20 protein-coding genes and 1 tRNA gene are annotated in these 21188 nt (G+C 63.2%); all 21 read left to right on the forward strand.

What is annotated here, in order from left to right; genetic code table 11:
- Positions 1-135: 135 nt before the first annotated feature.
- Positions 136-212: transfer RNA gene (locus tag A3840_RS10120), tRNA-Asp, on the forward strand.
- Positions 213-400: 188 nt separating this feature from the next.
- Entirely contained in the window at positions 401-1069 is a 669-nt protein-coding gene (gene msrA / locus A3840_RS10125; protein WP_067455822.1) for a peptide-methionine (S)-S-oxide reductase MsrA, read from the forward strand.
- Positions 1070-1142: 73 nt separating this feature from the next.
- On the forward strand, positions 1143-1688 hold the full coding sequence (locus tag A3840_RS10130) for an outer membrane protein (protein WP_067455750.1): 546 nt from the start codon (positions 1143-1145) through the stop codon (positions 1686-1688).
- A 316-nt stretch (positions 1689-2004) separates the two neighbouring features.
- Positions 2005-2607, forward strand: a complete 603-nt coding sequence (locus A3840_RS10135; protein WP_067455753.1) for an outer membrane protein — start codon at positions 2005-2007, stop codon at positions 2605-2607.
- Between the two features lie 494 nt (positions 2608-3101).
- Positions 3102-3467, forward strand: coding sequence for an NADH-quinone oxidoreductase subunit A (locus A3840_RS10140; RefSeq protein WP_067455756.1), 366 nt, complete (start codon positions 3102-3104; stop codon positions 3465-3467).
- A complete protein-coding gene (locus A3840_RS10145) occupies positions 3458-4039 on the forward strand; it encodes a NuoB/complex I 20 kDa subunit family protein (protein ID WP_067455758.1) in 582 nt (193 codons plus the stop codon). Before A3840_RS10140 ends, A3840_RS10145 begins: the two co-directional genes overlap by 10 nt.
- 9 nt (positions 4040-4048) lie before the next feature.
- Complete coding sequence (locus A3840_RS10150; protein WP_067455761.1) at positions 4049-4666, forward strand: NADH-quinone oxidoreductase subunit C; 618 nt, start codon at positions 4049-4051, stop codon at positions 4664-4666.
- Positions 4666-5856, forward strand: a complete 1191-nt coding sequence (locus A3840_RS10155; protein WP_067455764.1) for an NADH-quinone oxidoreductase subunit D — start codon at positions 4666-4668, stop codon at positions 5854-5856. The genes A3840_RS10150 and A3840_RS10155 overlap by 1 nt, the downstream gene beginning before the upstream one ends.
- A complete protein-coding gene (locus A3840_RS10160) occupies positions 5856-7175 on the forward strand; it encodes an NADH-quinone oxidoreductase subunit E (protein ID WP_067455767.1) in 1320 nt (439 codons plus the stop codon). The genes A3840_RS10155 and A3840_RS10160 overlap by 1 nt, the downstream gene beginning before the upstream one ends.
- Positions 7176-7391, forward strand: coding sequence for a hypothetical protein (locus tag A3840_RS10165; protein WP_067455768.1), 216 nt, complete (start codon positions 7176-7178; stop codon positions 7389-7391).
- Positions 7381-8694, forward strand: coding sequence for an NADH-quinone oxidoreductase subunit NuoF (nuoF, locus tag A3840_RS10170; RefSeq protein WP_067455774.1), 1314 nt, complete (start codon positions 7381-7383; stop codon positions 8692-8694). The genes A3840_RS10165 and nuoF overlap by 11 nt, the downstream gene beginning before the upstream one ends.
- A gap of 4 nt (positions 8695-8698) precedes the next feature.
- Entirely contained in the window at positions 8699-10801 is a 2103-nt protein-coding gene (nuoG, locus tag A3840_RS10175; protein WP_067455783.1) for an NADH-quinone oxidoreductase subunit NuoG, read from the forward strand.
- A gap of 9 nt (positions 10802-10810) precedes the next feature.
- On the forward strand, positions 10811-11908 hold the full coding sequence (nuoH, locus tag A3840_RS10180; RefSeq protein WP_082903802.1) for an NADH-quinone oxidoreductase subunit NuoH: 1098 nt from the start codon (positions 10811-10813) through the stop codon (positions 11906-11908).
- The gene (gene nuoI / locus A3840_RS10185) at positions 11908-12396 is read left to right on the forward strand and encodes an NADH-quinone oxidoreductase subunit NuoI (protein ID WP_067455786.1); all 489 of its coding nucleotides are present in this window, start codon (positions 11908-11910) and stop codon (positions 12394-12396) included. The genes nuoH and nuoI overlap by 1 nt, the downstream gene beginning before the upstream one ends.
- An 11-nt stretch (positions 12397-12407) precedes the next feature.
- Positions 12408-13016: an NADH-quinone oxidoreductase subunit J gene (locus A3840_RS10190; protein ID WP_067455792.1), complete on the forward strand. Its 609-nt coding sequence runs from the start codon at positions 12408-12410 to the stop codon at positions 13014-13016.
- Between the two features lie 15 nt (positions 13017-13031).
- Positions 13032-13340: an NADH-quinone oxidoreductase subunit NuoK gene (nuoK, locus tag A3840_RS10195; RefSeq protein WP_067455826.1), complete on the forward strand. Its 309-nt coding sequence runs from the start codon at positions 13032-13034 to the stop codon at positions 13338-13340.
- Positions 13341-13351: 11 nt separating this feature from the next.
- Entirely contained in the window at positions 13352-15451 is a 2100-nt protein-coding gene (gene nuoL, locus A3840_RS10200) for an NADH-quinone oxidoreductase subunit L (protein WP_067455797.1), read from the forward strand.
- On the forward strand, positions 15451-17019 hold the full coding sequence (locus tag A3840_RS10205) for an NADH-quinone oxidoreductase subunit M (RefSeq protein WP_067455800.1): 1569 nt from the start codon (positions 15451-15453) through the stop codon (positions 17017-17019). Before nuoL ends, A3840_RS10205 begins: the two co-directional genes overlap by 1 nt.
- A gap of 9 nt (positions 17020-17028) precedes the next feature.
- The gene (gene nuoN / locus A3840_RS10210) at positions 17029-18477 is read left to right on the forward strand and encodes an NADH-quinone oxidoreductase subunit NuoN (RefSeq protein WP_082903803.1); all 1449 of its coding nucleotides are present in this window, start codon (positions 17029-17031) and stop codon (positions 18475-18477) included.
- Entirely contained in the window at positions 18478-19308 is an 831-nt protein-coding gene (locus tag A3840_RS10215) for a biotin--[acetyl-CoA-carboxylase] ligase (protein ID WP_067455808.1), read from the forward strand. It abuts the gene before it with no gap.
- Positions 19309-19383: 75 nt separating this feature from the next.
- Positions 19384-21057, forward strand: a complete 1674-nt coding sequence (locus A3840_RS10220) for a ribonuclease J (protein WP_067455810.1) — start codon at positions 19384-19386, stop codon at positions 21055-21057.
- Positions 21058-21188: the final 131 nt, after the last annotated feature.

A 21188-nucleotide genomic window follows, 5' to 3' on the forward strand; every position in this document is an offset into this window, starting at 1 on the left:
TAGGAACAGAAGTTTTCCACAGACGAAACCCGGCTTCACAAAAATGTCGCGCTAACGCGACGAGGTCGCTTGACTTCACCGAAGGGGGTCGGTAAACGGACCCCACGTTGCGCGAACGACTGGTTCGCAAGCGCTGCGGGAGTAGCTCAGTTGGTTAGAGCGCCGGCCTGTCACGCCGGAGGTCGCGGGTTCGAGCCCCGTCTCTCGCGCCATTTATTTCCTTGAAATTATTGGCGTTTTGGAAGCGGTCCAGGTTTGGATCGGCTTCATTTCGTCGTGAGCCTCGTGACCGCGGCGGCCTTTCGGGTCCATAAAGCCGGTGGATATCGTCCATTCGCGAGGTGTCGACGTGCCCGCTCGCTCTCCTGATCGCCGCAAAATCCTTGCCGGCCTGGCTGCCATGCCATTGATTGCCTTGCCCTTTTTCTCGCGTCCGGTCCGGTCGCAGGAACAGCCGGTCGTCATCCCGTCCCCCGAAAACGATCCGCCCGACACTAGCGAAACCGCGAAGGCCGTCCTGGCCGGCGGCTGTTTCTGGGGCGTGCAGGGCGTGTTCCAGCGCGTCAAGGGCGTCACGAGCGCCATATCGGGCTATTCGGGCGGCGCGGCCGAAACCGCGACCTATGAACAGACCTCGCGGGGCGATACCGGCCACGCCGAAGCCGTTGAAATCACTTACGATCCGCGTGAGGTCAGCTTCGGCACCCTGCTGCACATCTATTTCTCGGTCGCCCACAATCCGACCCAGCTCAATTACCAGGGGCCTGATCACGGCACGCAATATCGATCGACGATCTTCCCTGTCACCCAGGCCCAGGACGAGATCGCCCGCGCCTACATCGCCCAACTGGACCGCGCCGGCCTGTTCGAAGGGCCGATCGTCACCACGCTCGAACCACTAGATGCCTTCTACCCGGCCGAGCAATACCATCAGGACTTCCTGACCCTGAATCCGAACTGGCCCTATATAATAAAGCACGACCTGCCCAAGATCGCGGCGCTGGAGCAGTTGTTTCCCGATGATTTCCGCGCCGAGCCGGCTCTGGTGGGGCTGCTGCCCTCGGCCTGAGCGGGCGAAATGGGAACCGGCGGGAAAGCGCTGGCGTTCCCATTTCGACAATGGCCGAACACAGGAGGCAGCGATGGATATGACCAGGATTGTCCTTGTGGCCGTCATTTCCGCGGCACCAATGGGTATGGCACATGCGGCGGACATGATCACCGTGCCGACCTCCACCCGTGTGGAATTGCCCGTGCATGACCAAGCCGGTTTCGACTGGAGCGGCTTTTACGCGGGCGTCTATGCGGGCGTTCAGGACAGCGCGACGGGCGGCACGCAGTTCGGGGCGGGCGTCAATGCCGGCGTGAACGCGCAGTTCGACTTTTACCTCCTGGGCGCCGAGGTGGCCGTGCACGGCCTGACCGATGCCGGGGCAGGCGAGACATCCTATGGGCAAATCCTGGGTCGGGCCGGTCTCGTCGCCACCGACGACGTCATGATCTATGCCGCCGGTGGCTACGGGATGGATCTCGGCCCGCCCAGCGAAGAGGACATTCTGGCAGGCGGCGGGGTGGAGCTGGCAGTGACCGATTCCGTGTCCGTGCGCGCGCAATATCTGCACGGATTCCCCGTCGCGGGCGGCGAGCCGAAGAATCAGTTCACCTTCGGCGCCAATATCCATTTCTAGAAAATATGGCACTGGGCCCGTCGGGACGCAGAATCGCCGGCGGGCCGGTTCCATTCATGACAATCCTATGGCAGAACGGGCCTTAATTCCCGGTCCTGAGGCTCTCGCAGCGCCGGCCGGGAGGCGCAAAACCGGCCTTCAAGGCGGCATTTGTATCAAATTGAACCAATTCCGGGGCATTCCTGCAACAGGTGCCCGAAAATGGTCATTAAATCTTATCCGCGCTGCGGAATTTGAGCATTCACGGGGTTGTCAGTCTCTCACCCGTGAGGCATCTATCGTCCGACTACGGTTAACTCTATTGGGAGTGCAAGATATGTTTGTACGTTCTCTCGCCATCGGCGTTTCCGCCGCGGCTCTCATGGTTGGTGGCGCTCAGGCTGCTGACCTGATCATCCCGACCACCCCGCAGCCGGTTTACACCCCTGCCGGTTTTGACTGGGAAGGTCTCTATGTCGGTGCTCGTATTGGTGGCGCCTGGGTTGGTGAAGGCAACACCTATGGTAGCATCATCAACGGTCCTGATAATGCCAGCGCCTTTACGCTCGGTGCCGCTGCCGGTGTGAACTTCATCCCGGTCGACCCCTTCCTGCTGGGTGTTGAAGTCACCGGTGACTACCAGTGGTACGACGGTTTCGAGACCGCTGAATTCTTCGCCAATCTCCGCGCTGGTGCTGTCGTGACCGACAATGCCATGGTCTACGCCCTGGCTGGTGTTGGTTTCCAGACCCGTGACGGCTTCGACAGCGAAGGCGTCTACCAGCTGGGTGGTGGTGTTGAATTCGCCGTTACCGACGCGATCACCGTCCGCGGTGAACTCGTTGGCCAGGGTGACTTCAGCGACAGCGTTGGTGGTACCAGCGGCGATGCGTTCTTCGAATCCGCCAAGGCCACCGTCGGCGTGTTCTACCACTTCTAAGAATTTTGCGTGGCGGGGCGGCGTCGCCCCGTTGCCATTTTCTTGCAACCCAACTCGGCGGACCGATTTATCGGTCCGCCGTTTTGGTTTTTCGGCCAAAGAATCGCCGGGTTCCAGGGCTCGGTCCAAGATGCTGGGCAGGGCTGTTATCTGCGTCGCGGCCGCCGGCCCTTTTCCGGCGCACGATCCCACGCTGATTCCGTCTGTGGCAGGCTCAACCTGCCGCGCTGCGTGTCCCATGGGGCGGGTCGCATTTCACAAAATGCCGGTTTGACGGAAAAAACCATCTGCCGGACGCCGCACCGAAGGCGGAAGCGACCGGAAAGTCGCCTTCTGTTACATGATTGTTTTAGTCATATTTTCTTTCCCTTGAAACGTTTTGGGGGAAGGTCTAAGCCGTTCCGCATCACCTGCGCGTCGGTTCGCTTGCCCCAATTGCAGACCAGCCCGCGCGCATCACGGCCGCCCTGGCCGCTTGAACTTTAGGCTGCCGCATGACTGACCTGCTCAGCGATTATTTGCCCATTGTCATATTCATCGCCCTTGCCGCCGTGATTGGCGGCGCGCTTTTGCTGGCGCCGTTCCTGGTGTCGCTCAAGCGTCCCGATCCGGAAAAGGTTTCGGCCTTCGAGGCGGGGTTCGAGGCTTTTGGCGATGCGCGTATGAAAGTGGATGTGCGCTTCTATCTCGTCGCCATCCTTTTCATCATTTTCGACCTGGAAGTGGCGTTCCTCTTCCCCTGGGCCGTGGCCTTCCGCGATGTGGGCTGGTTCGGCTTCTGGTCGATGATGGTCTTCCTCGGCGTGCTGACCATCGGCTTTATCTATGAATGGCGTAAGGGAGCTCTGGAATGGGATTGAGCCCGTCCAGTTCGACACTGGTTACCCCGCGTCCCACGGGCGCTCTCGATCCGGCGACCGGCAAGCCTTATGGCGCTGACGATCCGTTCTTCGCCGGCGTCAATAACGAGCTAGCCGACAAGGGTTTCCTCGTCACCTCCGTTTCCCAGCTCATCACCTGGGCGCGCACCGGCTCGCTGATGTGGATGCAGACGGGCCTGGCCTGCTGCGCCGTGGAAATGATGCAGATGTCGATGCCGCGCTATGACGTGGAGCGCTTCGGCGCCGCGCCGCGCGCCTCGCCGCGCCAGTCCGACGTGCTCATCGTCGCCGGCACGCTGACCAACAAGATGGCTCCGGCGCTGCGCAAGGTCTACGACCAGATGCCCGAGCCGCGCTACGTCATCTCCATGGGCTCCTGCGCCAATGGCGGCGGCTATTATCACTATTCCTATTCCGTGGTGCGCGGTTGCGATCGTGTGCTGCCGGTGGACGTCTACGTTCCCGGCTGCCCGCCGACGGCCGAAGCGCTTCTCTATGGCATCCTGTTGCTGCAGAAGAAGATCCGCCGCGACGGCACGATCGAACGATAGGGCAGGGGCATGGACGAAACTGTTGTTGTCGACCCGCTCGTGACGCTTGGCGAACATATCGCATCGTCTCTGGGCGATGCCGTCCTGAGCTTCGAGGTCGCTTTCGGCGATCTCACGCTCAATGTGCAGCGCGATTCGATCGTCAATGTGGCGACATTCCTGCGCGATGATCCGAAGTGCCGCTTCATCGCTTTTGTCGATGTCTGCGGCGCCGATTATCCGGCCCGGGAATTCCGCTTCGACGTGGTCTATCATTTCCTCAGCCCGCATCTGAACCAGCGCGTTCGCGTCAAGCTCGAGACGGATGAGGCAGCGCCTGTGCCGTCCATCTGCGATGTGTTCCCGGGCGCCAACTGGTTCGAGCGCGAGACCTATGACCTTTACGGCGTCATGTTCTCCGGCCACCCCGACCTGCGCCGCATCCTGACCGACTACGGCTTCGATGGGCATCCGCTGCGCAAGGACTTCCCGCTCACCGGCTTCGTCGAGGTGCGCTACGACGAGGAGCGCAAGCGCGTGGTCTATGAGCCGGTCAAGCTCACCCAGGAATTCCGCTCGTTCGATTACCTGTCGCCCTGGGAAGGCACCGATTACGTCCTGCCCGGCGACGAGAAGGCGAAGAACTGATGTCTGAAGTCGACGTACGCAACTTCACGATCAACTTTGGCCCGGTCCATCCCTCGGCCCACGGCGTGCTGCGCCTGATTCTGGAGCTGGACGGCGAACTCGTGGAGCGTGTGGACCCGCATGTGGGCCTCCTGCATCGCGGCACCGAAAAGCTGATCGAGGCCAAGACCTATCTGCAGGCCGTGCCCTATTTCGATCGCCTCGACTACGTGGCGCCGATGAACCAGGAGCATGCCTTCGCCCTGGCCGTGGAGCGCATGCTGGACATCGAGGTGCCGCGGCGCGGCCAGTTGATCCGCGTGCTCTACGCCGAAATCGGCCGCATCCTGGCGCATCTAATGAACGTGACCACCCAGGCCATGGACGTCGGCGCGCTGACGCCGCCGGTCTGGGGCTTCGAGTGGCGCGAAAAGCTGATGATCTTCTACGAGCGTGCCTCGGGCGCCCGTATGCACGCAGCCTATTTCCGTCCCGGTGGCGTTCACCAGGACCTGCCGCAGGCCCTCATCGACGACATCGATGTGTTCTGCGACGAGTTCATGGATTTCCTGGTCGATCTCGATCGCCTGCTGACCGAGAACCGCATCTTCAAGCAGCGCAATGTCGATATCGGCGTGGTGACGTCTGAAGAAGCCTGGGGTCTCGGCTTTTCGGGAACCATGGTGCGCAGCACCGGCGCCGCCTGGGACCTGCGCAAGGCGCAGCCCTATGATTGCTATGCCGAGATGGATTTCGACATTCCGGTCGGCTCCAACGGCGATTGCTATGATCGCTACCTGATCCGCATGGAAGAGATGCGCCAGGCGGCGCTGATCATGAAGCAATGCGTGGTCAAGCTGAACGCGCCGGATGGCAAGGGCCCCGTGGCCTCCACCGATGGCAAGGTCGTGCCGCCCAAGCGGGGCGAGATGAAGCAATCGATGGAAGCGCTGATCCATCACTTCAAGCTCTATACCGAGGGCTACAAGGTTCCTGCCGGCGAGATTTACGCGGCGGTCGAGGCGCCCAAGGGCGAATTCGGCGTCTACCTGGTGTCCGACGGCACCAACAAGCCCTATCGCTGCCATATCCGCGCTCCGGGCTTTGCCCATCTGAGCGCCATGGATCACCTGTGCCGCGGCCACATGCTGGCCGACGTCACCGCGATCCTGGGTTCGATTGATATTGTGTTCGGAGAGGTTGATCGCTGATGAGCGTGCGACGCCTTGCGGATGAGTCGGTTCAGCCGGCAGATTTCGCCTTCACCGCTGAAAATCAGGCCTGGGCCGAAAAGCGCATCGGGCTCTATCCGCCTGGGCGGCAGCAATCTGCCGTCATTCCGCTGTTGATGCGGGCGCAGGACCAGGATGGCTGGGTCAGCCGCGCGACGATCGAGAAGATCGCCGAAATGCTGTCCATGCCCTATATCCGCGTCCTGGAAGTGGCGACCTTCTACACCCAGTTCCAGTTGCAGCCCGTCGGTACGCGCGCCCATGTCCAGGTCTGCGGCACCACGCCCTGCATGCTGCGGGGCGCCGAGGGGCTGATCGAGGTCTGCAAGAGCAAGATCCATCCCGAACCGCACCATCTCAACGCGGATGGCACCCTGTCCTGGGAAGAAGTGGAATGCGCCGGCGCCTGCGTGAACGCACCCATGGTGGCGATTTTCCACGACACCTATGAGGATTTGACGGCCGAGCGCCTCGAAGAAATCATCGACGCTTTCCAGGCCGGCAAGGGCGACAGCATCAAGCCGGGCCCGCAGATCGAGCGGCACTATTCCGCTGCCGAAGGTGGCGAGACGACGCTGCTGGAGCCCCCGACCGCCACGCGCGAGAAATTCGTGCCGCCCCCCGCGCCCGAGGCGCCGCCTGCTGCACCCGCAGCGGCCGCCGCGCCTGCTGCGCCGGCCCCTACGGCCGCCGGCAAGCCGCGCGATGTTGTCGAGGAAAACGCTCCGGCCATCAAGGGTACGCCGAAGACCGCCAAGGTGTCGCAGGCCAAGGCCGAGCGCGAGCGCAAGGCTGCCGACACGGCCGCCAAGGCCGATGGCAAGCCCAACAAGGCCATGCGCGAAGACGCCGTGGGCGCGGAATCGAAGGCCGAAGGCATCGATGACGGCAAGGCTGTGGGCAAGGCCAAGGCCAGTGCGCCTGCCGAAGGCGGCACCGCGGCCAAGGTCAAGAAATCCAAGCCCGTGGTGAAGGCGCCCGAAGCCAGCGCCCAGGAAGTGTCGCCGACCCGCGACGCGGCCGCGCCCCAGCCTCTGTTCGACCGGCCCGAAGGCCCGGCCGACGATCTCAAGCTCATCTCGGGCGTGGGACCGGTGCTGGAAGGCAAGCTCAACGCGCTGGGCATTACCCGCTATGCGCAGGTCGCCGCCTTCAAGAAGGCCGATATTGCCCGCGTCGACGCGGTGCTCAATTTCCGGGGCCGTATCGAGCGCGACGACTGGGTCAAGCAGGCCAAGGCGCTCGCCAAGGGCGGCGTCGAGGAATATCGCAGGGTCTTCGGGAAGGACCCGCGCTAAATGGCCATTCGCAAGCTCGATCTCGGCAAGCTGACCATGCTGGATTACGTCATCGGCGTCATCCTGGCCCTGGTTGGTACCGCCGTGGTCACTGCGATGGAAATGGCCACCAATATTGCGCTGCCGAGCGTCGTGGCTTCGGTGGCAGGGGCGGCGATCGGGATTGCCGCCTGGTTCACTTATCTGTTGAAGCGGAAAGCTGATCATGCTCGCTGACAAGGATCGCATCTTCACCAATCTCTATGGGCGCCATGACTGGACCCTGGAAGGCGCTCGCGCCCGCGGCGCCTGGGTTGGGACGAAGGAATTCATCGATAATGGCCGCGATTGGATCGTGAACGAGGTGAAAACCTCGGGCCTGCGCGGTCGTGGCGGCGCCGGCTTTCCCACCGCGCTCAAATGGACCTTCATGCCCAAGGAAGGCGCCGGCGACGGCCGCCCCAGCCAGCTCCTGGTCAATGCCGACGAATCCGAGCCCGGCACCTGCAAGGACCGCGAAATCCTGCGCCACGATCCGCATCATCTGGTGGAAGGGTGCCTGCTGGCCGGCCGCGCCATGGGTGCGCATATCGCCTATATCTATGTGCGCGGCGAATTCATCCGCGAGCGGCAGAACCTCGAAGCCGCCGTGCAGCAGGCCTATGACGCCCGGCTGATCGGCAAGAACAACGTGCATGGCTGGGACTTCGACATCGTCGTCCACCATGGCGCCGGCGCCTATATCTGCGGCGAGGAAACCGCGCTGATGGAGAGCCTGGAAGGCAAGAAGGGCCAGCCGCGCCTCAAGCCGCCATTCCCGGCCGCCATGGGCGTCTACGGCAACCCCACCACCGTCAACAATGTCGAATCCATCGCCGTGGTGCCGGAAATCCTGCGCCGCTCCGGCGCCTGGTTCGCCTCTATCGGCCGCGCCAACAATACCGGCACCAAGCTGATGTGCGTGTCCGGCCACGTGAACCGGCCCGCCACATTCGAAGAGGCCATGGGCGAGAGCTTCAAGGACATCATCGAAAAGCATTGCGGCGGCATTCGCGGCGGCTGGGACAATCTGCTGGCGGTGATCCCCGGCGGCGCCTCGGTGCCCTGCGTCACCGGCGAAAAGATCCAGGATGCCATCGTCGACTTCGATGGCCTGCGCGAGGTCGGCTCTTCCATGGGTACGGCCGCCATCATCGTGATGGACAAGTCCACCGACATCATCCGTGCCATCTGGCGCCTCTCGGCCTTCTACAAGCATGAGAGCTGCGGCCAGTGTACGCCGTGCCGCGAGGGCACGGGCTGGATGATGCGCGTCATGGCCCGCATGGTCGAAGGCCGCGCCCAGAAGCGCGAGATCGACATGCTGTTCGAAGTGACCAAGCAGATCGAAGGCCACACCATCTGCGCCCTCGGCGATGCCGCCGCCTGGCCGATCCAGGGCCTGATCCGCAATTTCCGTCACGTGATCGAAGAGCGGATCGACCAATACACCTATTCGTCCACCAGCGACGGCGCCGTGCCGTCGATCGCTGCGGAGTAAACCGATGGCTCAGATCAAGGTCGACGGCCAACTCGTCGAAGTCCCCGATTACTACACCCTGATGCAGGCCGCCGAAGCGGCCGGCGCGGAAATCCCGCGCTTCTGCTATCACGAACGCCTCTCGGTCGCCGGCAATTGCCGTATGTGCCTGGTCGAGGTGAAGGGTGGTCCTCCCAAGCCGCAGGCCTCCTGCGCCATGTCGGTCAAGGATTTGCGTCCCGGCCCCAATGGCGAGCCGCCCGAAATGTTCACCAACACGCCCATGGTCAAGAAGGCCCGCGAAGGCGTGATGGAATTCCTGCTGATCAACCACCCGCTCGATTGCCCGATCTGCGACCAGGGCGGCGAATGCGACCTGCAGGACCAGGCCATGGCCTATGGCGTCTCCGGTTCGCGCTTCTTCGAGAACAAGCGCGCCGTCGAAGACAAATATATGGGCCCGCTGATCAAGACCTCGATGAACCGCTGCATTCACTGCACGCGCTGCGTCCGCTTCACCACCGAGGTTGCCGGCATTTCCGAGCTGGGCCTGGTCGGTCGCGGCGAGGATGCCGAGATCACCCCTTATCTCGAGCGGGCGCTGACCAGCGAACTCCAGGGCAATGTCATCGACCTCTGCCCGGTCGGCGCGCTGACCTCCAAGCCCTATGCCTTCCACGCCCGTCCGTGGGAACTGACCAAGACCGAAAGCATCGACGTCATGGACGCCGTCGGCTCGGCCATCCGCGTCGATAGCCGTGGCCGCGAAGTCATGCGCGTCCTGCCGCGGATCAACGAAGCCATCAACGAGGAATGGATTTCGGACAAGACCCGCTTCATCTGGGACGGCCTCAAGAGCCAGCGCCTGGATCGCCCCTATGTGCGCAAGGGCGGCAAGCTCCAGCCCGCGACCTGGGACGAGGCGCTCGCCGCCGTGGCCTCCAAGGTCAAGAAGGCCGGCAACAAGGTCGGCGCCATTGCCGGCGATCTCGCCGCCGTCGAGGAAATGTATGCCCTCAAGGGTCTGCTGGCTTCGATCGGCTCGGGCATGACCGATGTGCGCCCGGTCATGTCGGGCATCGATCCGTCCATGCCGCGCTCGGCCTATATCTTCAACCCGACCATTGCCGGGATCGAGGAAGCCGACGCCATCGTCATCATCGGCGCCAATCCGCGCAAGGAAGCGGCCGTGCTCAATGCGCGCATCCGCAAGACCTGGCGCGCCAAGGGCCTGCCCATTGCCGTTATCGGCGAACAGGCTGACCTGACCTATGACTACACCTATCTCGGCAATGGCCTCGAGACGCTGGCCGACCTGGCCGCCGGCAATGGCGCCTTCGCCAATACCCTGGCCAATGCCCAGCGTCCGTTGATCATCGTCGGGGAGGGGGCCGTCTCCCACGCCGGTCTCGGCAAGCAGGCCGGCCGCGACACCATCGCGCTCGCCGCCAGGCTGGCCGGCGGCGCCAATGTCGCGGAAGGCTGGAACGGCTTTGCCATGCTGCACAGCGCGGCCAGCCGCGTCGGTGGCCTCGATATCGGCTTCGTGCCGCATGATGGCGGCGTCTGCTCGGCCGATCAGATCGCGCTGGCCGGCAAGGGCGAACTCGACGTGCTCTTCCTGCTCGGCGCCGACGAATACGACACCTCCGCCATGGGCAAGGCCTTCGTGGTCTATATCGGTTCGCACGGCGACAAGGGCGCGCACCGCGCCGACGTCATCCTGCCGGGTGCCGCCTATACCGAGAAGTCCGGCACCTATGTGAACACGGAAGGCCGCGTGCAGGTCACGACCCGGGCCGTGTTCCCGCCGGGCGATGCCAAGGAAGACTGGGCCATCATCCGCGCGCTCAGCGGCGCCATCGGCCAGGCTCTGCCCTATAGCTCGCTGGCCCAGCTCCGGGCCGCGCTCTATGCGGAATTCCCGCATCTGGCCCGCATCGACGAGATCGCGCCCGGTTCGGTTGCCGACATCGCCAAGCTGGCCAAGGCCGCCATCAAGACCAAGTCGGCGCCCTATGCCTCGCTGGTCGAAGATTTCTATCTCAGCAATCCGATCGCGCGGGCTTCCGCGACGATGGGCGAGTGCGCCGCCATGGCCGCCGGCCTCAAGCAGGCCGCGGAATAGGGGAGCAATATGGACTTTCTTCTCGCTGCCCTCGATTACCTGCTCGGTATCCCCTTCCTTGGCTGGGGTACGCAGATCGGTTTCGTCTATAAGGCGCTTGCCCTGCTGGTCGGCCTCCTGATCTTCACCGCCTTCATCCTCCTGGGCGACCGCAAGGTCTGGGCGGCGGTGCAATTGCGTCGTGGTCCCAATGTGGTCGGTCCCTTCGGCCTGCTGCAATCCTTTGCCGACCTGTTGAAGTTCGTGTTCAAGGAAGCCATCATTCCGGCCGGCGCCGACAAGGTACTGTTCCTGCTGGCCCCCCTGATCACCGCCACCCTGGCCCTGGCGGGCTGGGCCGTCGTGCCGGTCTCCGATGGCTGGGCCATGGCCAATATCAATGTGGGTATTCTCTACCTGCTCGCCATTTCCTCGCTGGGCGTCTATGGCGTCATCATCGGCGGCTGGGCCTCGAACTCGAAATATCCGTTCTTCGGCTCGATCCGCGCCGCCGCGCAGATGGTGTCCTACGAAGTCTCCATCGGCCTTGTCATCATCACCGTGCTGCTCTGCGTCGGTTCGCTGAACCTCAACGACATCGTCATCGCGCAGTCCGAAATGGGCCTGGCCCATGCCCTGGGCGTGCCGTGGCTCAGCTTCCTCAACTGGTTCTGGCTGCCGCTCTTCCCGATGTTCGTGGTGTTCTACATTTCGGCCCTGGCCGAGACCAACCGCCCGCCCTTCGACTTCGCCGAAGGCGAGTCGGAACTGGTGGCCGGTTTCATGACCGAATATTCGGCCACGCCCTACCTGCTCTTCATGCTCGGCGAATACATCTCGATCCTGCTGATGTGCGCCATGACCACGATCCTGTTCCTTGGCGGCTGGGCTGCGCCGATCGATCTGCCGCCCTTCACCTGGATTCCGGGGATCATCTGGTTCTTCATCAAGGTTACCCTCGTCTTCTTCATGTTCGCCATGGCAAAGGCCATCGTGCCCCGCTACCGCTATGACCAGCTCATGCGGATCGGTTGGAAGCTGTTCCTGCCGCTCTCGCTCATCATGGTCGTCATCGTTGCTTTCGTCCTCCAGCTCACCGGCTGGGGCTGGAACGGAGGGGTCGCCTGATGCGCGCCGGACAGCTTCTCAACACGCTTCTGCTCAAGGAATTCGTATCGGCCTTCTTCCTGGCCATGCGCTATTTCTTCGCGCCCAAGCCGACCATCAACTATCCCTTCGAGAAGGGTGAGGTCAGTCCGCGCTTCCGGGGTGAGCATGCCTTGCGCCGCTATCCCAATGGGGAAGAGCGCTGCATCGCCTGCAAGCTCTGCGAAGCCATCTGCCCGGCCCAGGCCATCACCATCGAGGCCGGCCCGCGCCAGAACGACGGCACCCGCCGCACGATCCGCTACGACATCGACATGGTGAAGTGCATCTATTGCGGCTTCTGCCAGGAAGCCTGCCCGGTGGATGCCATCGTCGAGGGTCCGAATTTCGAATTCGCAACCGAAACGCGCGAGGAGCTCTATTTCTCCAAGGAGAAGCTCCTCAGCAATGGTGACCGTTGGGAGCGTGAAATCGCCGCCAACCTGGCCGCCGACGCGCCTTATCGCTGAGAGGGAAGACGATGAGCCTTCCACTGTTTTTCTTCTACGTATTCTCGGCAATCGCCGTCGCTTCGGCCTTCATGGTCATTTCGGCGCGCAATCCGGTGCATGCGGTCCTGTTCCTGATCCTGACCTTCGTGAATGCGGCGGGCCTGTTCATGCTGGCCGGCGCCGAATTCCTGGCTCTGCTGCTGATCGTCGTCTATGTGGGCGCGGTCGCGGTGCTGTTCCTCTTCGTCGTCATGATGCTCGACGTGGATTTCGCCGAGCTGAAATCCGGCCTGCTGCAATATGCGCCGGTCGGCATCCTGGTGGGCGTGGTCCTGCTGCTCGAATTGCTGCTGGTGGCCGGCAGCGCCTTCATCTCGCCCGAGATCGCGGGCGGTGCGGCGCTGCCCATCGACAACACGATCCAGAACACGCGGGCGCTCGGCCAGGTGCTCTACACGCGCTACGTCTTCCTGTTCCAGGGCGCTGCCGCCGTGCTGCTGGTCGCCATGATCGGCGCCATCGTGCTGACGCTGCGCCATCGTCCGGGCATCAAGCGGCAGAGCACGGCCGAACAGATCGGCCGCAAGGCCAGCGAGACGCTCAAAGTCGTCAAGGTCAAATCGGGTCAGGGGCTTTAGGGGGTTATCATGGGTCTGGAAATCGGGCTCGGTCATTACCTGACCGTCGCGGCAATCCTGTTCACGCTCGGCGTGTTCGGCATCTTCATCAACCGCAAGAACATCATCGTCATCCTGATGTCGGTGGAATTGATCCTGCTTGCCGTCAATCTCAATCTGGTGGCCTTCAGCGCCCAGCTCAATGACCTCCAGGGGCAGGTTTTCGCGCTGATGATCCTCACCGTCGCTGCCGCCGAGGCGGCCATCGGTCTGGCCATCCTCGTTATCTTCTACCGCAACCGTGGCTCCATCGCGGTTGAGGACGTCAACATGATGAAGGGCTAGGGGCACCCGCTATGATCATTCAGGCGATTGTTTTCCTGCCCCTTATCGGGGCGCTTATTGCCGGCCTTTTGGGCCGGACCATCGGGCACCGCCCGAGCGAGCTCATCACCACGGGCCTGCTCATCGTGGCGGCGGTGCTGAGCTGGGTCGTGTTCATCCCCGTGGCCTTCGGCGACGGTCTGGTGGGCGCGGTCGGCGATGGCCATGCCGCTGTCCTCAAGGTCGAGGTCATGCGCTGGATCCAGGTCGGCGACATGGATTTGCGCTGGACGCTGCGCGTCGACACGCTCACCGCCATCATGCTGGTCGTGGTCAATAGCGTGTCCGCCCTCGTGCATGTCTATTCCATCGGCTACATGAACGAGGATCCGCACCGCTCGCGCTTCTTCGCCTATCTCTCGCTCTTCACCTTCGCCATGCTGATGCTGGTGACCGCCGACAACTTCCTGCAGATGTTCTTCGGCTGGGAAGGCGTGGGTCTGGCCTCCTATCTGCTCATCGGCTTCTGGTACACGCGTCCCTCGGCCTCTGCCGCGGCCATGAAGGCCTTCATCGTCAATCGCGTCGGTGACTTCGGCTTCCTGCTCGGCATTTTCGGCTCGTTCCTGGTGCTCGGCCAGATCGGCTTCGACGGTGCCTTCGCCGCCGTCGACGAATTCGCCGTGACCGGCATGCCGACCTTCCAGTTCCTGGCCTGGAACGTCGATGCGATGACCGTGATCTGCCTGCTGCTGTTCATGGGCGCCATGGGCAAGTCGGCGCAGTTCCTGCTGCACACCTGGCTGCCGGACGCCATGGAGGGCCCGACCCCGGTGTCGGCGCTCATCCATGCCGCCACCATGGTCACCGCCGGCGTCTTCATGGTCGCGCGCCTGTCGCCGCTGTTCGAAACCTCGCCCGTCGCCCTGACGGTGATCATCGTCATCGGCGCGATCACCGCCTTCTTCGCGGCGACCGTGGGCCTCGTGCAGAACGACATCAAGCGCGTCATCGCCTATTCGACCTGTTCGCAGCTCGGCTACATGTTCGTGGCGCTCGGGGTAGGGGCCTATTCGGCGGGTGTCTATCACCTCTTCACCCACGCCTTCTTCAAGGCTCTTCTGTTCCTCGGCGCCGGCGCGGTCATCCACGCCATGCACCATGAGCAGGACATGCGGAACATGGGCGGCCTGCGCAAGAAGATCCCCATCACCTATGCGATGATGATGATCGGCACGCTCGCCCTGACCGGCGTTGGCATCCCGGGCACCAATTTCGGTTTTGCCGGCTTCTTCTCCAAGGACGCCATCATCGAAAGCGCCTATGCCTATGGCGGCAATGTCGGCAGCCTGGCCTTCTGGCTCCTGGTCGTCGCAGCTTTGTTCACCAGCTTCTATTCCTGGCGCCTGGTGCACCTGACCTTCCACGGTTCGCCCCGCGATACGCAGCATCACGGCGAGGGTCCGCATCCCGATCCGTCTCACGCCGCCCTGGAAAGCCATGACGAGCCGATCCACGACAGCAATGCCGACGATCACGGCCACCATGGCTCGGCTTATGACAATGCCCATGAAGCGCCTGGTGTCATGCTGGTCCCGCTTTATGTGCTGGCCATCGGCGCGGTGCTGGCAGGCGTGGTGTTCTATTCCATGTTCTTCCACGACGTGGAGCACATCGAGCACTTCTTCGCCGGCTCGATCTATGTCGATCACCAGATCATCGAGGACGCGCACCATGTGCCGACCTGGGTGAAGTGGAGCGCCACCATCGCCATGATCCTCGGATTCGTGGCCGCCTGGTACATGTATATCCGGCGTCCCGACGTGCCGGGCCGCCTGGCTGCGGCCAATCCGGGGCTCTACCGGTTCCTGCTCAACAAGTGGTATTTCGACGAGCTCTACAACACGATCTTCGTGCGCCCCGCGCTCTGGATCGGCAATTCCATCTGGAAGGGCTTCGACGATTGGCTGGTTGACGGCAAGATCACCGAGGGCCTCGGCCGCCGTGTCCAGAATGTCACCAGCTGGGTCGTCAAGCTTCAGTCCGGCTATCTCTACCACTACGCCTTTGCCATGCTCATCGGCATTGCGGCGCTGCTGACCTGGGCCATTACGGCCGGGGGGCTCATCTGATGACCTTCGACAATTCCATCCTCTCCCTCGTCACCTGGCTTCCGCTCCTCGGCGCGGTGCTGCTGCTGGCGACACCCAAGACCGCCATCGGCGCGATCCGCTGGATTTCTCTGGCGACCACGCTTGTGGTCTTCGCGCTGTCGCTGGCCCTGTGGAATGCGTTCGACGCCTCCAATGCCGGCTTCCAGTTCGTGGTCAACATGCCCTGGATCGGCGATTCCATCGGCTACCGCGTCGGCGTCGACGGCATCTCGGTGCTGTTCGTGGTGCTGACGGCCCTGCTGATGCCGGCCGTGGTGCTGGCGAGCTGGGACGTCGACATGCGCCTCAAGGAATACATGATCGTGTTCCTGGTGCTCGAAACGCTGATGATCGGCGTCTTCACCACGCTCGATCTGGCCATGTTCTACGTCTTCTTCGAAGGCACCCTGCTGCCGATGTTCCTGATCATCGGCATCTGGGGCGGTTCGGCCCGTATCCAGGCGGCGTATAAGTTCTTCTTCTACACCTTTGTCGGCTCGGTCCTGATGCTGCTGGCCATGATGGCCATGTATTGGGATGCCGGCACGACCGACATCGCCCGCCTCTTGACGCACGATTTCCCGGTCGGCATGCAGCCCTGGCTCTGGCTGGCCTTCTTCGCCTCGCTCGCGGTCAAGATGCCCATGTGGCCCTTCCACCGCTGGCTGCCGGAAGCGCACGTGCAGGCGCCGACTGCCGGTTCGGTGATCCTGGCCGCCATCCTGCTCAAGCTGGGCGGCTACGGCTTCCTGCGCTTCTCCCTGCCCATGTTCCCCGAAGCCTCGGCGAACTTCGCCAATTTCGTCTTCCTGCTCTCGGTCGCCGCCATCATCCTGACCTCCTTGGTCGCTTTGGTGCAGACCGACATCAAGAAGCTGATCGCCTATTCGTCCGTCGCGCATATGGGCTTCGTGACCATGGGTATCTTCGCGGGCAATGCGCTGGGCATCCAGGGCGCCATGTTCCAGATGATCAGCCACGGCATCGTGTCCGGCGCGCTCTTCCTCTGCGTCGGCGTCATCTATGACCGCATGCATACCCGCGAGATTTCCGCCTATGGCGGCCTCGTCGAGCGCATGCCGCAATATGCCTTCGCCTTCATGGTCTTCACCATGGCCAATGTCGGCCTGCCGGGCACCTCGGGCTTCGTGGGCGAATTCCTCACCATGATGGGCGTGTTCCAGGTCAATACCTGGGTGGCGTTCGGCGCGGCTTTCGGCGTGATCCTCTCGGCCGGCTATGCGCTCTGGCTCTACCGCCGGGTGATCTTCGGCGCATTGACCAAGGACAGCCTCAAGTCGATTCTCGACCTCAACCTGCGCGAGAAGATCGTCATCTATCCGCTGATCGTGCTCACCATCGTGTTCGGCTTCTATCCGGCGCCGATCCTCGATACGACGGCCGCCGCCGTCGACAATCTGGTGACGCAATATTCGACCGCCATCGGCCGCGACCCGGCCGTCGATCTGGCCGACCAGCGTATCCAACTCGAATATGCCGCGCCCACGGGCGAGGCACAGCCGGCCGCAGCGCCCGCTTCGCACTAGGAGACTGTCGTGAACTCTGACATTACCGATTTTGCGAGCCTGGCTCCGGCCTATCCCGAGCTGCTGATGGCCGCGGGAGCCCTGGTGCTCCTGCTCGTCGGCATCGTCGTCAACAAGGAGAAGTCGAGCCTTGTGAGCTGGCTGGCCATTGGCCTCCTGGCGGCGACCGGCGTGCTGGTCATCCTGCAGCCGGCCGATGGGGTCATCTTCAACGGCCTCTTCATCGCCGACGGCTTTGCCCGTTACATGAAGGTGCTGGTCCTGGGCGGCGCGGCCCTGGCGCTTGTCCTCAGCCTCTCCAATGCCGAGGAAAACGGCGTCCACAAATACGAATATTCCATCCTCGCCGTGCTCGCGACCCTGGGCATGATGGTCATGGTTTCGGCCAATGACCTCATGAGCCTCTATGTCGGCCTCGAGCTGCAATCGCTCTCGCTCTATGTCATGGCGGCGATCAAGCGCGACGATAGCCGCGCCACCGAGGCGGGCCTGAAATACTTCGTTCTGGGCGCGCTCTCCTCGGGCATGCTGCTCTATGGCGCCTCGCTGATCTACGGCTTTACCGGCCATACCAATCTCTCCGAGATCGTCATCGCCATCGCCAATGAGGGCCGCTCCATCGGCCTGATCTTTGGCCTGGTCTTCCTCCTGGCCGGTGTCGCCTTCAAGATTTCGGCCGTGCCGTTCCACATGTGGACGCCCGACGTTTACGAAGGCGCGCCCACGCCGGTCACCGCCTTCTTCGCCATGGCCCCCAAGGTTGCGGCCATGTCGCTGATGGTTCGCCTGGTCATGGACACGTTCGCGCCCATCACCAGCGACTGGCAGCAGATCATCATCTTCCTGTCCATCGCCTCCATGGTCCTGGCCGCCTTCGCCGCCATCGGCCAGAAGTCGCTGAAGCGCCTTATCGCCTATTCCTCGATCGGCCATGTGGGCTTCGCCCTGGTCGGCCTGTCCTCGGGCACGCAGGTGGGCGTCGAAGGCGTGGCGGTCTATATGGCCATCTATGTCGGCATGACGGTCGCGCTCTTCGCCTGCCTTCTGTCGCTGCGCACCGCCAATGGCGGTTATGTGGAGACCATCGAGGATCTGGCCGGCGCGTCGAAGGCCCGTCCCTTCGTGGCGGCGATCATGGCCATCGTCATGTTCTCGCTGATCGGCCTGCCGCCGCTTGCCGGCTTCTTCGCCAAATGGATGGTGTTCCTTGCAGCCATCGAGGCCAATCTCTATGTATTGGCGGTCATCGGCATGTTGGCCTCGGCCATCAGCGCCTTCTACTATCTGCGTGTGGTCAAGGTGATGTATTTCGACGAACCCAAGGACGAGTTCGTCGCCGTGCCGAACGAGCTCAACATCATCATGGCCGTGTTCGGCTTCCTGATCGTCACCTATTATTTCACCCTGGGCAATCCGCTGGCCAGCATGGCGCATCAGGCCGCCGGAAGCCTGTTTTAGGTGAACAGGTTTGCGCTGGGCGCCAAGGCCAGGGCGGCCGGATACCGGCTCGCCGGTTTTGACGCCATAGGCTCGACCAATAATGAAGCGCTCGCGGCCGCCGCCGCGGGCGATCCGGGCGGCATCTGGTTCGCGGCCCTGCACCAGACCTCCGGCCGCGGCCGGCGGGGCAGGCCCTGGCACAGCGAGCCGGGCAATCTGGCGGCAAGCCTGCTCATCGTGCCCGATGCCTCGCCGGAGCGCATTGCCACGCTCGGCTTCGTGGCCGGTGTGGCGCTCAATCGCGGCCTGGCTGCCATTCTCCCGCAGGGAACGTTCCGCATCGGCATCGATGGGGCGGATGGCGCCGATGGCCGATCGCGCATCGCGCTGAAATGGCCCAATGACGTGTTGGCCGACGGCGCCAAGCTGTCGGGCATCCTGCTCGAAGCCAGCAAGACGCCCGATGGCCGCAGCGCCATCGTTGTGGGCTGCGGCGTCAATGTGATCGCCGCGCCCGAGGGCACGCCCTATCCGGCCACCTCGCTGCGCGCCCTGGGCGTCGAACGGACGGCCGAGGACGTGTTCGAGGCACTCTCGGATGCCTGGGTAGAGGCCTTCGCGCTCTGGGACGATGGACGCGGCGTTGATGCCGTGCTCGACCTCTGGCGCGATTCCGCCGCCGGCATCGGCGCGCCTGTCGCTGTCTCGCAGGACGGTGTCGTCCGGCGCGGTATTTTTGAAACCATCGACTCCAGCGGTCGGTTGATTATCCGGGCCGATGACGGTTCGCGATTCCCGATCACCGCCGGCGATGTGCATTTTGGGGCAACGGCCAGCGCCCGAAGCTGACCACAACATAAGGCGCGGCGACCGGCGACCACAGTTCGCCCGGCGTCACGCTGCTATAAAAGGAATAAAATACCCATGGCTAAGAACCAAAGGGATGAACTCGTTTTCGTGCCGCTTGGCGGCGTCGGCGAAATCGGCATGAACATGGCCGCCTATGGCTTCGGTCCCGAGCGCAAGCGCAAGTGGATCGTGGTCGATTGCGGCGTCAGCTTCGGCGGTCCGGACCTGCCGGGCATCGAACTGATCATGGCCAATCCGGAATTTCTGGAAGAAAACGCCGACGATGTCCTGGCGCTGATCCTGACCCACAGCCACGAAGACCATTATGGCGCCGTGCTCGATCTCTGGCCGGTTTTCGATCGGCCCGTCTATGCCACCCCGTTCACCGCCGCCATGCTGGCGGCCAAGCGGGCAGGGGACGGCATCGTCGAAAATGTCGACATCACCATCATGCAGCCGGGCAAGGCCTTTACCGTCGGCCCCTTCACCATCGAGCCGATCAACGTCGCCCACTCGATCCCCGAATCCAACGCCCTGCTGATCACCACCCCGGTCGGCCGGGCCCTGCACACTGGCGACTGGAAGCTCGATCCCACGCCCGTCATGGGCTCGCCCACCGATTTCGCGCGCCTTCAGAAGATCGGCGAGGAAAGCGATCTGCCCCTGGCGCTGGTCTGCGATTCCACCAATGCGATGAAGGACGGCGAAAGCCCCAGCGAGCAGGTGGTCGGCGGCAATCTGGCCAAGCTGATCGCCGAGGCGCCCCATCGTGTGGCCGTCACCACCTTCGCGTCCAATGTCGGCCGCGTCGTCTCCATCGTTCGCGCCGCCCACGAGGCGGGCCGCGAAGTGGTCATGTCCGGCCGGTCGCTGCACCGCATCATGGGCATCGCCAAGGAGCTGGGCATGCTCGAAGGCCTGCCGGTTCTGCACGACCAGGACATGTACAAGTCCATCGCGCGCGACAAATGCGTGCTGATCTGCACCGGCAGCCAGGGCGAAGCCCGCGCCGCCATCGCCCGCATCGCCCGCGGCGATCACCCGGTGATCGATCTCAATGCCGGCGACCGCATGATCTTCTCGTCCTGGGCCATTCCCGGCAATGAGCGCGAAGTGCAGGACATCCAGAACCTGCTCATCGACAAGGGCGTGGAGGTGATCACCGCCAATGACGCGCTGGTCCACGTCACCGGCCATCCGCGTCGCGGCGAGTTGCAGAAGCTCTATTCCTGGGTAAAGCCCGATGTGCTGGTGCCCGTGCATGGCGAGGCGGCGCATCTGGCCGCCCATGCCAGGCTGGGGCGCGAGGCGGGCATTCCCAATGTCTGCGAGGCCCGCAATGGCGACATGGTGCGGCTCTTCCCCGAAGCCACGGCTTTCCCGGCCGAGGTGCGCACCGGCGAGCTCTATCTTGATGGCCTCGTGCTGTGCACGCCCGAAGAAAGCGGCGTCAAGGGCCGGCGGCGCCTGTCCTTCGGCGGCATGATCATCGTCAGCCTCGCCGTCAATGCCAGCGGCCACGTGGTCTCCGGCCCGGAAATGGTGGTCGAGGGCCTGCCCGAAACCGAGGAGGAATCGGTGGCCGACCTGGTGGAAGACACCATTGCCGGGGTCATCAAGTCCATGCCGCCCAAGCGCCGCTCCGACACCGAAGTGCTCAATTCCGCTTTGTTCAAGGCGATCCGCAACGAGGTCAACGCCTTCTGGGGCCGCAAGCCCAATGTCAGCGTGTTCGTGCACCGGGTCTGATTGGCGCAGCTGTTTGCGCATGGCTCCTTCTCTCCCCGCCCCTTGAGGGCAGGGGGGCATCGGCGGGTCACTGCACCAGCCCCACCCACTGATCGTCACCCTCGGGCTTGTGTGGAGGAAGTGTGGTTTAC

The sequence above is a fragment of the Devosia elaeis genome (genome assembly GCF_001650025.1).
GTDB lineage: Bacteria > Pseudomonadota > Alphaproteobacteria > Rhizobiales > Devosiaceae > Devosia > Devosia elaeis.

What these genes read in the sequence shown, in the direction of transcription:
- msrA (WP_067455822.1), top strand. Translation starts at nt 401, where the DNA reads ATGCCATTGATTGCCTTGCCCTTTTTCTCGCGTCCGGTCCGGTCGCAG.
- A3840_RS10130 (WP_067455750.1), top strand. Translation starts at nt 1,143, where the DNA reads ATGGATATGACCAGGATTGTCCTTGTGGCCGTCATTTCCGCGGCACCA.
- A3840_RS10135 (WP_067455753.1), top strand. Translation starts at nt 2,005, where the DNA reads ATGTTTGTACGTTCTCTCGCCATCGGCGTTTCCGCCGCGGCTCTCATG.
- A3840_RS10140 (WP_067455756.1), top strand. Translation starts at nt 3,102, where the DNA reads ATGACTGACCTGCTCAGCGATTATTTGCCCATTGTCATATTCATCGCC.
- A3840_RS10145 (WP_067455758.1), top strand. Translation starts at nt 3,458, where the DNA reads ATGGGATTGAGCCCGTCCAGTTCGACACTGGTTACCCCGCGTCCCACG.
- A3840_RS10150 (WP_067455761.1), top strand. Translation starts at nt 4,049, where the DNA reads ATGGACGAAACTGTTGTTGTCGACCCGCTCGTGACGCTTGGCGAACAT.
- A3840_RS10155 (WP_067455764.1), top strand. Translation starts at nt 4,666, where the DNA reads ATGTCTGAAGTCGACGTACGCAACTTCACGATCAACTTTGGCCCGGTC.
- A3840_RS10160 (WP_067455767.1), top strand. Translation starts at nt 5,856, where the DNA reads ATGAGCGTGCGACGCCTTGCGGATGAGTCGGTTCAGCCGGCAGATTTC.
- A3840_RS10165 (WP_067455768.1), top strand. Translation starts at nt 7,176, where the DNA reads ATGGCCATTCGCAAGCTCGATCTCGGCAAGCTGACCATGCTGGATTAC.
- nuoF (WP_067455774.1), top strand. Translation starts at nt 7,381, where the DNA reads ATGCTCGCTGACAAGGATCGCATCTTCACCAATCTCTATGGGCGCCAT.
- nuoG (WP_067455783.1), top strand. Translation starts at nt 8,699, where the DNA reads ATGGCTCAGATCAAGGTCGACGGCCAACTCGTCGAAGTCCCCGATTAC.
- nuoH (WP_082903802.1), top strand. Translation starts at nt 10,811, where the DNA reads ATGGACTTTCTTCTCGCTGCCCTCGATTACCTGCTCGGTATCCCCTTC.
- nuoI (WP_067455786.1), top strand. Translation starts at nt 11,908, where the DNA reads ATGCGCGCCGGACAGCTTCTCAACACGCTTCTGCTCAAGGAATTCGTA.
- A3840_RS10190 (WP_067455792.1), top strand. Translation starts at nt 12,408, where the DNA reads ATGAGCCTTCCACTGTTTTTCTTCTACGTATTCTCGGCAATCGCCGTC.
- nuoL (WP_067455797.1), top strand. Translation starts at nt 13,352, where the DNA reads ATGATCATTCAGGCGATTGTTTTCCTGCCCCTTATCGGGGCGCTTATT.
- A3840_RS10205 (WP_067455800.1), top strand. Translation starts at nt 15,451, where the DNA reads ATGACCTTCGACAATTCCATCCTCTCCCTCGTCACCTGGCTTCCGCTC.
- A3840_RS10220 (WP_067455810.1), top strand. Translation starts at nt 19,384, where the DNA reads ATGGCTAAGAACCAAAGGGATGAACTCGTTTTCGTGCCGCTTGGCGGC.